The following is a 13973-nucleotide window of genomic DNA, read 5'->3' on the forward strand; positions in this document are numbered from 1 at the left end:
ACTCCTGTTGAAAGCGTTATGTGGGTTTATTTGGCCTTGGCCTGGCGCTGATAACGCACCACCTCGACGAACACATCGGAATTGGCCGGGTCATCGAGGTAGGCGGACACCTGGCCCATGTTGCTGTTGATCAACACGCCATCGCCTTCGACCGTTTGAAAGCCATCGCCGCTCAGGACCTTTTGCTGCAATGCCTGGTTGATCTGCTCGAGATCGAGGTTGTAGACCACCAGTTCATGTTTGTCGGTCAGTTCGAAGCCGGCAATCGTGAAATGCCCGCCGAACTGCGCAGGTACTTTCGCCGACAGATACCAGCGACTGCCATGTCGCGACACCGTGAAAGGATAGGCTTCGCGCTCCTTGGGCTTGGCGCGAAAGTAGCTGACCGCCTGATACTGATTATCACCGACGCGCGTCAACTCCAGATTCAGCGGCTCACCCCAGGCGTTGGTGCTGGTCCATTTGCCGAGCAATCCTTTGGGCGCGGGCTCGTTCGTGGGCAGCGGCTCCTTGAAGGTCACCAGGCAGCCACTGAGCAGCAGGAACGACAAGGCGATCACGACGACACGCCAGGCTTTCATTCAACACTCCCTATGAACGGACGCCTACAGGAATTAAACCGACGCCAATACCAAATGCATGTAGCGCGTCAGGATGCCGAGCATTTCCTCTTCGGCCACCGGTTCGGCGTCGTTGAGCAGGCCCTGATATTCCATCCGTCCGATTATAGCCGTCAACACTTTGGCATCCTGTTGCGGCTCACGGGAACCCAATACCTGAAACAGCTGGCAGGAGCCCTGCAGGAGAATCTGCTGGTGCGAGCGCACCAACTCGGCCAGGCGCGGGTTCAGCAGCGCTTCCTGGCGGAACGCCTGCTCGGCCATCAGATGTTCGCGACGGGTGACCAGTTGCCGGTGCACATAATCCGTCATCAGCCGTGCGATATCGTCCGCCAGCCTGGAGCGGGCCTGCGGGCTGCCATCGCCGCTGTCGACCATTTCGCGCAGCAGGCCTTCGTTATTCACCCACAACTTGGCCATGTAGGCCGCGCTGCGCTCCACGTATTGGGCGAAAGTATCGGTGAGCAGGTCATCGATATCCTTGAAGTAGTAGGTGGTCGCCGACAACGGCACATTGGCCTCGGCGGCCACGGCGCGGTGGCGCACGGCCCGCACGCCATCGCGCACGACAATGCGCATCGCCGCATCAAGAATGTCCTGTCGACGCTGCTCGCTGCCCTGCCGGCTGGCCTTGCGGCCCTGGTACTGAACACTTTCAGCGACCGCAGTGGCGATACCCGCTGCACCTTCTTGAGCCATTGCACGATTCACGACAGGTCTTTCCTCTCAAATGAAAGCAACAAACTGATACGTTTGTACCAGACAGGCAATAAAAAACCGCCTGAAGAGGCGGTTTTTTAGTTAAAACACTTACGCTTGCGGCCGCATGTGCGGGAACAGGATCACGTCGCGGATCGACGGGGAGTTGGTCAGCAGCATCACCAGACGGTCGATGCCGATACCTTCACCCGCCGTTGGCGGCATGCCGTATTCCAGCGCGCGAACGAAGTCGGCGTCGAAGTGCATGGCTTCGTCGTCGCCGGCGTCCTTGTCGGCCACCTGCGCCATGAAGCGTTCGGCCTGGTCTTCCGCGTCGTTCAACTCGGAGTAGGCGTTGGCGATTTCACGGCCACCGATGAACAGCTCGAAACGGTCGGTGACGTTCGGGTTCTCGTCGTTACGACGAGCCAGCGGCGACACTTCGAACGGGTACTGGGTGATGAAGTGTGGCTGTTCCAGCTTGTGCTCGACCAGCTCTTCGAAAATCATCACCTGCAGCTTGCCCAGACCTTCGAAGCCCAGCACCTTGGCGCCGGCCTTCTTGGCAATGTCACGGGCCTTGTCGATGTCGTTCAGGTCGTCAGCGGTCAGCTCGGGGTTGTACTTGAGGATCGAGTCGAACACCGACAGGCGCACGAACGGCTCGCCGAAGTGGAACACCTTGTCGCCGTACGGCACGTCGGTGCTGCCCAGAACCAGCTGCGCCAGTTCACGGAACAGTTCTTCGGTCAGGTCCATGTTGTCTTCGTAGTCGGCGTAAGCCTGGTAGAACTCCAACATGGTGAATTCAGGGTTGTGACGAGTCGAAACGCCTTCGTTACGGAAGTTGCGGTTGATCTCGAACACTTTTTCAAAACCACCAACCACCAGACGCTTGAGGTACAGCTCAGGCGCGATACGCAGGAACATTTCCATGTCCAGGGCGTTGTGGTGGGTTTCGAACGGCTTGGCTGCCGCGCCGCCCGGAATGGTTTGCAGCATCGGCGTTTCCACTTCCAGGAAGTCACGCTTCATCAGGAAGCTGCGGATGTGGGCGATGACTTGCGAACGCACGCGGAAGGTCTGGCGCACGTCTTCGTTGACGATCAGGTCAACGTAACGCTGACGGTAGCGTTGCTCGGTATCGGTCAGGCCGTGGTGCTTGTCCGGCAGCGGGCGCAGGGATTTGGTCAGCAGGCGCACGCTGGTCATTTCGACGTACAGGTCGCCCTTGCCGGAACGGGCCAGGGTACCTTCGGCGGCAATGATGTCGCCCATGTCCCAGGTTTTCACCGAGGCCAGGGTTTCTTCGGACAGGGTCTTGCGGTTGACGTAGACCTGGATGCGCCCGGTCATGTCCTGGATCACCATGAACGAGCCACGGTTGAGCATGATACGACCGGCAACCTTGACCGGAATCGCAGCCTCTGCCAGCTCTTCCTTGGTCTTGTCCGCGTACTCTTTCTGCAAGGCATCGCAGTAGTTTTCGCGGCGGAAGTCATTCGGGAAGGCATTGCCCTTGGCGCGCTCGGCAGCCAGCTTTTCCTTGCGCAGGGCGATCAGGGAGTTTTCTTCCTGTTGCAGGGCTTGCGGGTCGAGTTCTAGGTCGCTCATGTCTTTAGATATTCCATCACGGGTTCGTTGCCCCCGGCCTGCGGCCGGGGATCGCCAGCAGGCTGGCTCCTACAGGGATCGCGTTGAATCAGCCGATCCTGTGTTACGTCTTTTACAGCCCGGATTTCAGGCTGGCTTCCAGGTATTCGTCGATGTCGCCATCGAGCACCTTGTCGCAGTCGCTGCGTTCGATGTTGGTGCGCAGATCCTTGATCCGCGAGGCATCCAGCACATACGAACGAATCTGGTGACCCCAGCCGATATCGGACTTGGTGTCTTCCAGGGCCTGGGAGGCCGCGTTGCGTTTCTGCATTTCCTGCTCGTACAACTTGGCCCGCAGCATTTTCATGGCGGTGTCCTTGTTGGCGTGCTGGGAACGTTCGTTCTGGCAGCTGACCACGGTGTTGGTCGGTACGTGGGTGATCCGTACGGCCGAGTCGGTGGTGTTTACGTGCTGACCACCGGCACCGGAGGAACGATAGGTATCGATCCGCAGGTCCGCCGGGTTGATCTCGATTTCCACCTTGTCATCGATCTCCGGGGAAACGAACACCGCAGAGAACGATGTGTGACGACGGTTGCCGGAGTCGAACGGGCTCTTGCGCACCAGACGGTGTACGCCGATCTCGGTACGCAGCCAGCCAAAGGCGTATTCGCCCTTGATGTGCACGGTAGCGCCCTTGATCCCGGCGACTTCACCGGCGGACAACTCCATGATGGTCGCGTCGAAACCGCGTTTGTCGGCCCAGCGCAGGTACATGCGCAGCAGAATGTTGGCCCAGTCCTGGGCTTCGGTACCGCCGGAGCCGGCCTGGATGTCCAGGTAGGCGTTGTTCGGGTCCATTTCGTGGCTGAACATGCGGCGGAATTCAAGCTTGGCGAGGTTTTCCTCGAGACGGGCCAGCTCGGCGACAACATCGCCGACCGCGCCTTCGTCGTTTTCTTCGACGGCCATGTCCAGCAGGTCGCGGCAATCGGCCAGACCAGCGTTCAGTTCGTCCAGGGTTTCGACGATCTGAGCCAGCGCAGAGCGCTCGCGGCCCAGCTCCTGGGCGTATTCAGGTTTGTTCCAGACATTCGGATCTTCAAGCTCGCGATTGACCTCGGTCAGACGCTCATGCTTTTGATCGTAGTCAAAGATACCCCCGAATGGTTTCGGAGCGCTCGGACAGGTCCTTGATGGTGTTCAGGATCGGGTTGATTTCCATGGCGGGCAGCACTCGTTGGCGAACTTTTGAAAGCCGGCGAGTATAACGGCAAACGGCTGGAAACGGCAGTCCGCTTGGCCGAAAAGGCAGGGTTCAGGGGAAACATTGATCAGTCAAAACACCAAACCTGTGGCCGCGAGCTTGCTCCGGGCGGCGTTCCGACGATGACGGTATAACCTTCAACATCGAGGTTGACTGACCCGCCGCTTTCGCGGGCAAGCTCGCTCCCGCAAGGAATGCGTTGATTAGCAGAATAGGCGGCTCACCCAATCCCCACCTGATTGCGCCCATTATTCTTCGCCAGATACAGCCCCTTGTCCGCTGCCGAGATCAATTCGCGGCAATTGCTGCCTGCTATCGGGGTGATGGTCGACAGGCCGATGCTGATGGTCAGGCTTGAGCCTTCACTCGGGGAAATGTGCGGGATCTTCAGGGCTTGCACGGTCATGCGCAGTTTTTCCGCCACCAGCCGTGCACCGCCCGGGGAGGTGTTGGGCAGGACCAGGGCGAATTCTTCGCCGCCGTAACGGGCCGGCAGGTCCGAAGGCCGGGCACTGGCATCGCGGATCGCCGTGGCCACCTTGCGCAAGGCCTCGTCGCCTTCCAGGTGGCCGAAGGTGTCATTGAAGGTCTTGAAGTAATCCACGTCGATCATCAGCAGTGACAATTGGCTCTGCTCGCGCAGGGAGCGGCGCCATTCAAGCTCGATGTATTCATCGAAATGCCGACGGTTCGACAGACCGGTCAGGCCGTCGGAGTTCATCAGGCGTTGCAGCACCAGGTTGGTGTCGAGCAACTGCTGCTGACTGACGCGCAGGGCACGATAGGCCGCGTCCCGTTGCAACAGGGTCATGTAGGAACGCGAGTGATAGCGAATGCGCGCGACCAGCTCGATGTTGTCCGGTAGCTTGACCAGATAATCGTTGGCCCCGGCCGCGAACGCAGCGCTCTTGATCAACGGGTCTTCCTTGGTCGACAGGACGATGATCGGGATGTCCTTGGTCGCCGGATGATTGCGGTATTCGCGCACCAGACTCAGGCCGTCCAGACCGGGCATGACCAGGTCCTGAAGGATCACGGTCGGCTTGATGCGAACCGCATGGGCAACGGCCTGGTGCGGGTCGGCGCAGAAATGGAAGTCGATGTTTTCTTCATTCGACAACCCGCGCCGCACCGCCTCGCCGATCATCGCCTGATCATCCACCAACAACACCATGGCGGCGTTTTCGTCAGTCTTGAAGTCGTCGAGCTGTAAATCATTCATCTGCGTTCACCTGAATACTGCTTGGGCCAGGATTGCTGCGAAAAGTCGTCATTTGGGGAAAATCTCCAGCAATCGTGGCGCTATCTTTTCCAGCGCACGGATTTCCACAGCGGCGTCGATGGCCGCGGCCGCCTTCGGCATGCCATACACCGCGCTGCTTTGTTGGTCCTGAGCGATGGTCAGGTAGCCCTGTTGGCGCATGAGTTTAAGCCCCTGTGCACCATCACGCCCCATGCCGGTGAGCAACACGCCCACCGCATCGCCGTTCCAGTAATTGGCCACACTCTCGAAAAACACATCGATAGAAGGCCGATAGATTTCGTTGACCGGCTCGGCGGTGTAAGCCAGCGTGCCGTTTTTCAACAAACGAATATGGTGATTGGTGCCGGCCAGCAGCACCGTGCCGCTTTGCGGCGTATCGCCTTCCATGGCCAGGCGCACCTTGAGCCCACTGGCGCTGCCGAGCCATTCGGCCATGCCGGCGGCGAACACCTGGTCGACGTGTTGCACCAGCACGATGGCGGCGGGAAAATCCTTCGGCAGGCCTTTGAGCAAGACTTCCAGCGCCGCCGGACCGCCCGCTGAAGAGCCGATGGCGATCAGGCGCTTGGCCGAGGCAGAACTGCGCGCCGGACTTGGCGCCGGACGTTCCCGAGCGCGTTTATCGCCGATCAGCCAGCCGATGTTCATGATCTTGCGCAACAAGGGCGCCGCCGCTTCCTGGGCGTTGCCGGCACCGAGGGCCGGAGTATCGACCACATCCAGAGCCCCATGGCCCATGGCTTCGAAGACCCGGTGCACGTTCTGCTGGCGATCCACGGTCACGATGACAATGGCACACGGCGTCTCGGCCATGATCCGGCGGGTGGCTTCCACCCCGTCCATCACCGGCATGATCAGGTCCATCAAAATCAGATCCGGCGTCTGCCCGGCAGCCTTTTGCACAGCCTCCTCGCCGTTGCCGGCCACCCAGATCACCTGGTGCGCCGGCTCGAAGGCCAGCGCCCGGCGCAGCGCTTCCACGGCCATGGGCATGTCGTTGACGATGGCGATTTTCATGCCCGCGCTCCTCCTATGAGCTCAACCACTGCATCGAGCAGGGCGTCGTCATGAAAACTGGCTTTGGCTAGATAATAGTCGGCTCCAGCGTCCAGTCCACGGCGACGATCCTCTTCACGATCCTTGTAGGACACCACCATCACCGGCAGCGATTGCAATCGATTGTCCCGGCGCAACAAAGTCACCAGCTCGATGCCGTCCATGCGCGGCATATCAATGTCGGTAATCAGCAGATCGAAATCCTCTGAACGCAGCGCATTCCAGCCGTCCATGCCGTCGACCGCCACGGCCACGTCATAGCCCCGATTAAGCAACAGTTTGCGCTGCAGCTCACGCACGGTCAGGGAGTCGTCGACCACCAGAATCCGCTTGCGGGCCACCTCGACGGCCTGGTCGCCGTGTCGGGCAATGCGCTCCAGGCGCCCGGTATTGAGCAGTTTATCCACCGAGCGCAGCATGTCCTCGACGTCGACGATCAGCACCACCGATCCGTCGTCGAGCAAAGCCCCGGCAGAAATGTCCTGGACCTTGCCCAGACGCTCATCCAGCGGCAACACCACCAGGGTCCGCTCGCCGATAAAGCGCTCGACCGCCACGCCGTAGATCGTATCGCGCTCGCGGATCACCACCACCTTCAGGGTCGGTTGGTGGCCTTGATTGACCGGACGCTGCAACAGCTGACTGGCCGCCACCAGGCCGACATGCCGGCCCTCGTACCAAAAATGCTGACGCCCCTCGACCTGCACGATGTCCGCCGCCTCCAGATCGCACATGTGTTCGATGTGGGCCAGGGGAAAGGCATAGGCCTCGCCGCCCACTTCCACCACCAGGCTGCGCACCACCGACAGGGTCAGCGGCACCTCGAGATGGAAGCGACTGCCCTCGCCCGCCGTCTGCTCCAGCACCACTGCGCCCCGCAACTGGCGGACCATATGCTGCACCGCGTCCAGACCGACACCGCGTCCGGAGACTTCAGTGACCGTGTCGCGCAGGCTGAAACCCGGCAGGAACAGGAAGGTCAGCAGTTCCTCTTCGCTGAGTTGGGCAGCGGTTTGCTCCGGGGATAACTGGCGCTCGATGATGCTGCTGCGGACCCTCTCAAGGTCGACGCCGTTGCCGTCATCGCTCAGTTCCAGCACCAGCAAGCCCGCCTGATGTGATGCGCGCAACCGGATCAGGCCCTCTGCCGGTTTGCCCGCCAACAGCCGTTGCTCAGGGGTTTCGATACCGTGATCGACCGCATTGCGCAGCAGGTGCGTCAGCGGCGCTTCGAGTTTTTCCAGCACGTCGCGGTCAACCTGGGTCTTCTCACCCTCGATTTCCAGGCGCACCTGTTTTCCGAGACTGCGACCGAGGTCGCGGACCATCCGCACCTGACCGCTCAATACATCGGCGAACGGACGCATGCGACAGGCCAGCGCGGTGTCGTACAACACCTGAGCGCGTTGACTGGCCTGCCAGACAAACTCATCCAGCTCGGCGTTTTTTTCCACCAGCAATTGCTGGGACTCCGCCAACAGTCGCCGTGCATCTTCGAGAGCTTCCTGGGCCTCGAGGCTCAGGGCGTGCTCCTTGAGGTGGACGTTGAGGTTTTCCAGAGCGCGCAGGCCATTGTTCTGCATGCGCTTGAGACGCTGCATGGTGGCCAGGTGCGGTTTGAGGCGCAGGGTTTCCACCAGGGATTTGCTCGACAGGTCGAGCAGGCCGTTCAGGCGTTCGGCCGTGACCCGCAGCACCCGCTCACCGTTCTCGGTGGTGCGCCGGGTCTTTTTCGGTGCATCGGGCAGCGGCTCGACGACAGGCGCCGGCTCTTCGGGCCAGGCCAGCGGCGGTTCGAGCTGGAGTTCCGCCATCAACGGTGCGGCGGGTGCCGCGACCGGGACGGCAGCCGCAGCCGGATCTAGCAGGGCCCCCATCAAGGCAACATAGGCCTCGATATCTTCCGGCAGCGGAGCATTGTTCGGCGTCGCGATGCGCATCAGCAAATCGGTGCCTTGCAGCAACGCGTCGATGTGTTCGGGTCGCAGCAGCAGGCGGCCTTCCTGGGCGCTGACCAGGCAATCTTCCATGACGTGGGCAACGCTGACGCCTGCATCCACGCCGACAATACGTGCCGCCCCCTTGAGCGAGTGTGCCGCACGCATGCACGATTCGAGTTGATCGGCCTGGGTGGGATTGCGCTCCAGGGCCAGCAGCCCCGCACTCAGCACTTGGGTCTGGGCCTCGGCTTCCAGGCTGAACAGTTCCAGCAAAGAGGTGTCGCGCATCTGCTCGGGGGTCATGTGAGGCTCCGGGTCACGGCGGACAATAGCTGCTCTTCATCCAGCCAACGCAAGCTGCGACCTTTGAATTGCAACACGCCTCGAGTGTATTTGGCACTGGCCTGAGTGCCGGAGCGCGAGGCGGCATCGAGGATCTGCTCGTCGATGGCATGAATGCCGTCCACTTCATCCACCGGCACCACCACCGGCCCGCCATGGGCGGCGATGATCAACATGCGCGGCATGACCCGTGTGCCGGAGGCGACGTTGCTGATGCCATCGAGCCCCAACAACTCGACCAGCGAGAGGCACGCCACCAGCGCACCGCGCACGTTCGCCACGCCGAGCAAGGCGCCGGAGCGCTGGTGCGGCAACGAGTGAATCGCTTGCAACGGCGCGACTTCCACCAAACTGCGGGTGGCCAGGCCCAACCACTCTTCGCCGAGGCGGAACATCAATAGCGAGCGGGTTTTCACCTCACTCTCCACGGTGTTGGACACCTGTTCGCGGTCATCCTGCTGCAGCGCATAACGATCCAGCAGGCGCGTGGCGGCGGTCGAATACACGGCGCAATTGCGGCAATGAATGTGTTCGCTCAGCAGCGGGCAGGACTTGTCGCCATGGATACCGATGCGGTTCCAGCAATCATCGATGGCCTGGGCATCTTCATGGGTGACGCTAAAGGTGTCGGAGGCGATCATCGTTTACGCTCACGGTCAGCGGTGCGCTCGCTGCGGGCGGCGCGCTCCTGCAATCGTCTGGCCCCCACGGTGTCGCCCTGGGATTGCAGCAAGGCTGCCAGCTGCAACAACGCGGCGGGATGTTGCGGTTCGAGGTACAACGCCTTGCGATAAAAGCCCTGGGCTTCCAGGACATTGCCCGCCACATCGCTGAGCAACCCGAGCCAGTAAAACACCTGGGCCACCGGCTCATGGTTGCGCAGGTAACTTTCGCACGCGGCACGGGCTTCGGCACTCTTGCCTTCGTTGGCCAGCGAGGCGATGTTCGCCAACAGCGTGGCCACATCGACGCCGGCTTTTTTTGCCACAGGGGTGGCTGGCGCGACAGGCGCGAACGGGCGCCTGTGCATGGGGGCGGGCACCACGTTGCGCACCGGTCGCGGCACGGGCAATGGCGCAGGCAATGATACCGGAACAAAGGCCGGTGCCGGTTCAGGTTCCAAAGCCTTGTGACGACTGAAGGCAAAGGACTGTGGAATGCCGATGGAGCGCATGCCGAAACGCCCCAGCAGGCTACCTTCGGCCGGGCCGATAAACAGCACACCGTCGACGTGGGTCAGACGTTTGAGGACTTCGAACACCTGCTGTTGCGTTGCCTGATCGAAATAGATCAGCAGGTTGCGGCAGAACACGAAGTCGTAAGGAGGCTCGTTGGCGAGCAACGCCGGATCAAGCACGTTGCCGACCTGCAGGCGCACCTGGTCCAGCACCCGGTCACTGAGGCGAAAAACGTCGTTCTGCGCCGTGAAATGCCGGTCGCGGAAGGCGATATCCTGACCGCGAAACGAATTCTTGCCATACAGCGCACACCGGGCCTTTTCCACCGACAGCGGGCTGACGTCCATGCCTTCGACCTTGAACTGGTGCGGCTGGAACCCGGCGTCCAGCAGCGCCATGGCAATCGAGTACGGCTCTTCGCCGGTTGAGCATGGCAGGCTGAGAATCCGCAGGGCCCGCAGATTGTTGATCTCGGCCAGACGTTTGCTCGCCAGTTTCGCCAGGGTGGCAAAGGATTCCGGGTAACGGAAAAACCAGGTTTCAGGAACGATCACCGCTTCGATCAGCGCCTGCTGTTCATCTCGGGAACCCTGCAGGATTCGCCAGTATTCGTCGGCGGTCAACGCATTGGACGCGGTGCTGCGCTGGCGCACGGCACGCTCGATGATGGCCGGCCCCACGGAGGTCACGTCAAGGCCGATGTGTTCCTTGAGGAAATCGAAAAAACGCTGATCGCCGCTCATGGCCGCTCCTCTGGCAACGCCAGGTCCAGCGGCGGCGACGGAAACAGCAGCGCGCGCACCTGATCGTCCAGCAAGTCGGCGACCCGCACCCATTGCAGCAAACCTTGCGCATCTTCCCGCACAGGCCCCAGGTAAGGGGCCTGGCGATTGTCGAGGCCGTAGGGCTGAAAATCCGTCGGGTTGCATCGCAAGGTGTCGGTGGCCTGTTCCAGAATCAAGCCGAGCAATTTCGTCTCTGCGCCTTCATCCGCGCGGTAATGAACCAGCACCAGCCGGGTGCTGGTTCGAGCCTGGGCAGACGTGCCAAACGTCAGGGCGCACAGGTCGATCACCGGCACCACCGCGCCACGATAGGCGAAAACCCCGGCGACCCAGTGCGGCGCATGGGCAATCGGCTTCAAGGGCTGGCGCGCCAGCACCTCCGCGACTTCAGTGGCTTGCAAGGCATAGCGCTCGCTGCCGATGCGGAATACCAGAAACAACGCATGCAACGCCTGCTTCACGGCAGTGCGTTTGGCCGTGAGTTCGCTCATCAGACTTTGAATCGCGAGACGCCGCTACGCAGCCCTACGGCCACCTGACTCAGCTCGTCGATGGCGAAACTGGCCTGGCGCAGGGATTCAACGGTCTGACTGCTGGCATCGCCCAATTGCACCAGGGCGTGGTTGATCTGCTCGGCGCCGGTGGCCTGGGCCTGCATGCCCTCATTGACCATCAACACGCGCGGCGCCAGTGCCTGAACCTGATGGATGATTTGCGACAGCTGCTCGCCGACCTGCTGCACTTCGGACATGCCGCGGCGCACTTCCTCGGAGAATTTGTCCATGCCCATCACTCCGGCCGATACCGCCGACTGAATCTCGCGCACCATCTGCTCGATGTCATAGGTGGCGACAGCGGTCTGGTCCGCCAGACGCCGTACCTCGGTGGCCACCACGGCGAAACCGCGACCGTATTCCCCGGCCTTCTCGGCTTCGATCGCCGCGTTGAGCGACAGCAGGTTGGTCTGGTCGGCGACCTTGACGATAGTGACCACCACCTGATTGATGTTGCCGGCCTTCTCGTTGAGGATCGCCAGTTTGGCGTTGACCAGATCGGCCGCGCCCATCACCGAATGCATGGTTTCCTCCATGCGCGCCAGCCCCTGCTGCCCGGAACCGGCGGCCACCGAGGCCTGATCGGCAGCGCTGGAGACCTCGGTCATGGTGCGCACCAGGTCACGGGACGTGGCGGCGATTTCACGGGAGGTCGCGCCGATTTCGGTGGTGGTGGCAGCGGTTTCGGTGGCGGTGGCCTGTTGTTGCTTGGACGTGGCGGCGATCTCGGTGACTGACGTGGTGACCTGCACCGACGAGCGCTGGGCCTGGGACACCAGCGAGGTCAGTTCGCTCATCATGTCGTTGAAGCCGGTTTCCACCGCGCCGAATTCGTCCTTGCGCTCCAGGTTCAGGCGATTGCTGAGGTCACCGGTGCGCATCACTTCAAGGATACTGACGATGCGGTTCATCGGCGCCATGATCGCGCGCATCAACAGCAGACCGCAGAGGCCGGCCGCCAGTATGGCGACCAGCAGAGAGAGGCCCATGCTGATTTTTGCCGTGACCACCGCGTCATCGATGGCCGCCATGTCCTTGTCCGCCACCGCCTTGTTTTCGCTGATGATGTCATTGAGCTTCATGCGGCCTGCCGTCCAGGCCGGGGTCAGTTGCTCGTTGAACAACTTGATGGCTTCAGCTTCCTGGTTGCGCTTGTGCAAATCGAGGACGGCGGCATGGATTCGGTTGAACTCTTCGTGCCTTTGCTCAAAGGCCGCAAATTCAATTTTGTCTTCCTCCGTGGTGACGGTGCCGCGATAGTTGGCTAGCTGCTCCTGCAGGCGCGTCTCGAAAACCTTGAAATCGGCGGCATCTTCGGCGCTGACGCCCTGCCCTTCTTTCAGTCCGAGCATTTCCTGTGTCTGAAGGTAGGTGTCGACCCAGGCGCTGCGAATCATCGAGCTGAAATAGACCCCGGGCAAAGCGTCATCACGCACGCTGGCTTCGCTTTCCTCGATTTTCAGCAATCGTGAATAAGAGGTGACGACCATCAACAGCATGATGGCGATAATTACCGCAAAACTCGCCAAAATGCGTTGGCGCAACGTCCAGTTCTTCACAATCAGTCCTCAGGGGCCATTTTCAAATGCTGGGGGAGTATAGCCGAGGGCGGTGTTTCATTTATAAGACGCTTGTGCACCACCTCACATCTCGCCATAAAAGGCAGGACTCGCTCTGGACCGGGACTTTCCGCCATTGCTCAGGAAACTGACCAGTGGCGTTTCGGAAGAAAGAGGCCGTGATTCGGCCATGAGTGAAGTCGTCGTTGCCGAATGGGCTTCGCCAGCATGCCCGCGCCTACAGGTCCGGGGAAAACCTCAACTGCCCCCAACCGCGTCAATTCTGCAGGCGCTGGCTTGCCAGCGAATACTTGTGGAAGGTCTAGATCGAAGCCTGACGAACCTGTTTCTCCAATTCCACCTTCAACCCCGGCTCAAGCTTGAGCTGTCGCGCCAGTTCATCGAGATAGGACTTCTCCATGAAGCTCTCCTCATCCACCAGCATCACACTGGCGATGTACATCTCGGCGGCCATTTCCGGGGTGCTGGCGGCGCGGGCGACATCGGCCGGGTCCAGGGGTTTGTTGAGTTCGGCGTGCAACCAGTGCGCAAGCGCCTGATCGTTATCCAGCCGGGTGAACTCACCTTCGATCAACTCGCGTTCGCGCTCGTCGATATGACCGTCGGCCTTGGCCGCCGCCACCAGGGCCGTGAGAATCGCCTGGCTGTGTTGCTCGACTTGCGCCGTCGGTAAACGGTCGAGGGTTTGCGGCTCACGCTTCGGTGCCGTGCCCTGCCCCGCCTGCCAGTTGCCATATGCCTTGTAAGCCAGTACCCCCAGCGCCGCGAGACCACCGTACACCGCCACCTTGCCTCCGACTTTGCGGGCTTTCTTGCTACCCAGCAGCAACCCCATGGCGCCTGCGGCCAGCGCACCGCCGCCAGCGCCCGAAAGCAGCCCGCCCAAGCCACCGGAAGCCTTGTTCTGCGCGCCGCCCCCCTTGTTCTGCAACAAGTCCTGGCCAGATTTGAGTAGCTGATCGAGCAATCCACGGGTATTCATTTTCCGCCTCCATAAAAGGTGTAACCGGATTTGAGGCCCCAGCCTAGTTCGAAAGTGCCCGACGACTGCCAGGCAGAGTGCTTCCAGATGTTGCTCTGCTGCTTTCACT

12 protein-coding genes are annotated in these 13973 nt (G+C 61.1%); all 12 read right to left on the bottom strand.

What is annotated here, in order from left to right; genetic code table 11:
• Window positions 1–26: 26 nt before the first annotated feature.
• Window positions 27–581 carry a hypothetical protein gene (locus ACX3YF_RS01170; protein WP_196585987.1) on the bottom strand — a complete coding sequence of 185 codons (555 nt, stop codon included), beginning with the start codon at window positions 579–581 and terminating at the stop codon, window positions 27–29.
• A 33-nt stretch (window positions 582–614) separates the two neighbouring features.
• A complete protein-coding gene (locus tag ACX3YF_RS01175) occupies window positions 615–1331 on the bottom strand; it encodes a TetR/AcrR family transcriptional regulator (RefSeq protein ID WP_189340450.1) in 717 nt (238 codons plus the stop codon).
• 99 nt (window positions 1332–1430) lie between these two features.
• The gene (lysS, locus tag ACX3YF_RS01180; protein WP_130211069.1) at window positions 1431–2933 is read right to left on the bottom strand and encodes a lysine--tRNA ligase; all 1503 of its coding nucleotides are present in this window, start codon (window positions 2931–2933) and stop codon (window positions 1431–1433) included.
• 112 nt (window positions 2934–3045) lie between these two features.
• A protein-coding gene (prfB, locus tag ACX3YF_RS01185) for a peptide chain release factor 2 (protein WP_103403637.1) occupies window positions 3046–4141 on the bottom strand; the annotation gives its coding sequence in 2 pieces (ribosomal slippage) (window positions 3046–4068 and window positions 4070–4141; 1095 coding nt in all).
• A 262-nt stretch (window positions 4142–4403) separates the two neighbouring features.
• Window positions 4404–5405 (bottom strand): response regulator, encoded by a 1002-nt coding sequence (locus ACX3YF_RS01190; protein WP_130211066.1) that lies wholly within the window; start codon window positions 5403–5405, stop codon window positions 4404–4406.
• A 48-nt stretch (window positions 5406–5453) separates the two neighbouring features.
• Window positions 5454–6464, bottom strand: coding sequence for a chemotaxis response regulator protein-glutamate methylesterase (cheB, locus tag ACX3YF_RS01195; protein ID WP_448645885.1), 1011 nt, complete (start codon window positions 6462–6464; stop codon window positions 5454–5456).
• Entirely contained in the window at window positions 6461–8746 is a 2286-nt protein-coding gene (locus tag ACX3YF_RS01200) for a response regulator (RefSeq protein WP_458946026.1), read from the bottom strand. The genes cheB and ACX3YF_RS01200 overlap by 4 nt, the downstream gene beginning before the upstream one ends.
• Window positions 8743–9426, bottom strand: coding sequence for a chemotaxis protein CheW (locus ACX3YF_RS01205; RefSeq protein ID WP_288099874.1), 684 nt, complete (start codon window positions 9424–9426; stop codon window positions 8743–8745). The genes ACX3YF_RS01200 and ACX3YF_RS01205 overlap by 4 nt, the downstream gene beginning before the upstream one ends.
• Window positions 9423–10706: a CheR family methyltransferase gene (locus ACX3YF_RS01210; RefSeq protein ID WP_458973302.1), complete on the bottom strand. Its 1284-nt coding sequence runs from the start codon at window positions 10704–10706 to the stop codon at window positions 9423–9425. The genes ACX3YF_RS01205 and ACX3YF_RS01210 overlap by 4 nt, the downstream gene beginning before the upstream one ends.
• Window positions 10703–11239 carry a chemotaxis protein CheW gene (locus ACX3YF_RS01215; RefSeq protein ID WP_458973303.1) on the bottom strand — a complete coding sequence of 179 codons (537 nt, stop codon included), beginning with the start codon at window positions 11237–11239 and terminating at the stop codon, window positions 10703–10705. Before ACX3YF_RS01215 ends, ACX3YF_RS01210 begins: the two co-directional genes overlap by 4 nt.
• Window positions 11239–12801: a methyl-accepting chemotaxis protein gene (locus ACX3YF_RS01220; RefSeq protein ID WP_454838386.1), complete on the bottom strand. Its 1563-nt coding sequence runs from the start codon at window positions 12799–12801 to the stop codon at window positions 11239–11241. Before ACX3YF_RS01220 ends, ACX3YF_RS01215 begins: the two co-directional genes overlap by 1 nt.
• Window positions 12802–13183: 382 nt before the next feature.
• Window positions 13184–13864, bottom strand: coding sequence for a tellurite resistance TerB family protein (locus tag ACX3YF_RS01225; RefSeq protein WP_130211059.1), 681 nt, complete (start codon window positions 13862–13864; stop codon window positions 13184–13186).
• Window positions 13865–13973: the final 109 nt, after the last annotated feature.

It is taken from the genome of Pseudomonas fluorescens group sp. PF-69 (assembly GCF_054481235.1).

Excerpts from the sequence above, each read along its gene's own strand:
- ACX3YF_RS01200 (WP_458946026.1), bottom strand. The coding sequence starts at position 8,746 with ATGACCCCCGAGCAGATGCGCGACACCTCTTTGCTGGAACTGTTCAGC.
- ACX3YF_RS01205 (WP_288099874.1), bottom strand. The coding sequence starts at position 9,426 with ATGATCGCCTCCGACACCTTTAGCGTCACCCATGAAGATGCCCAGGCC.
- lysS (WP_130211069.1), bottom strand. The coding sequence starts at position 2,933 with ATGAGCGACCTAGAACTCGACCCGCAAGCCCTGCAACAGGAAGAAAAC.
- ACX3YF_RS01170 (WP_196585987.1), bottom strand. The coding sequence starts at position 581 with ATGAAAGCCTGGCGTGTCGTCGTGATCGCCTTGTCGTTCCTGCTGCTC.
- ACX3YF_RS01225 (WP_130211059.1), bottom strand. The coding sequence starts at position 13,864 with ATGAATACCCGTGGATTGCTCGATCAGCTACTCAAATCTGGCCAGGAC.
- ACX3YF_RS01210 (WP_458973302.1), bottom strand. The coding sequence starts at position 10,706 with ATGAGCGGCGATCAGCGTTTTTTCGATTTCCTCAAGGAACACATCGGC.
- ACX3YF_RS01215 (WP_458973303.1), bottom strand. The coding sequence starts at position 11,239 with ATGAGCGAACTCACGGCCAAACGCACTGCCGTGAAGCAGGCGTTGCAT.
- ACX3YF_RS01220 (WP_454838386.1), bottom strand. The coding sequence starts at position 12,801 with ATGCTGTTGATGGTCGTCACCTCTTATTCACGATTGCTGAAAATCGAG.
- cheB (WP_448645885.1), bottom strand. The coding sequence starts at position 6,464 with ATGAAAATCGCCATCGTCAACGACATGCCCATGGCCGTGGAAGCGCTG.
- ACX3YF_RS01190 (WP_130211066.1), bottom strand. The coding sequence starts at position 5,405 with ATGAATGATTTACAGCTCGACGACTTCAAGACTGACGAAAACGCCGCC.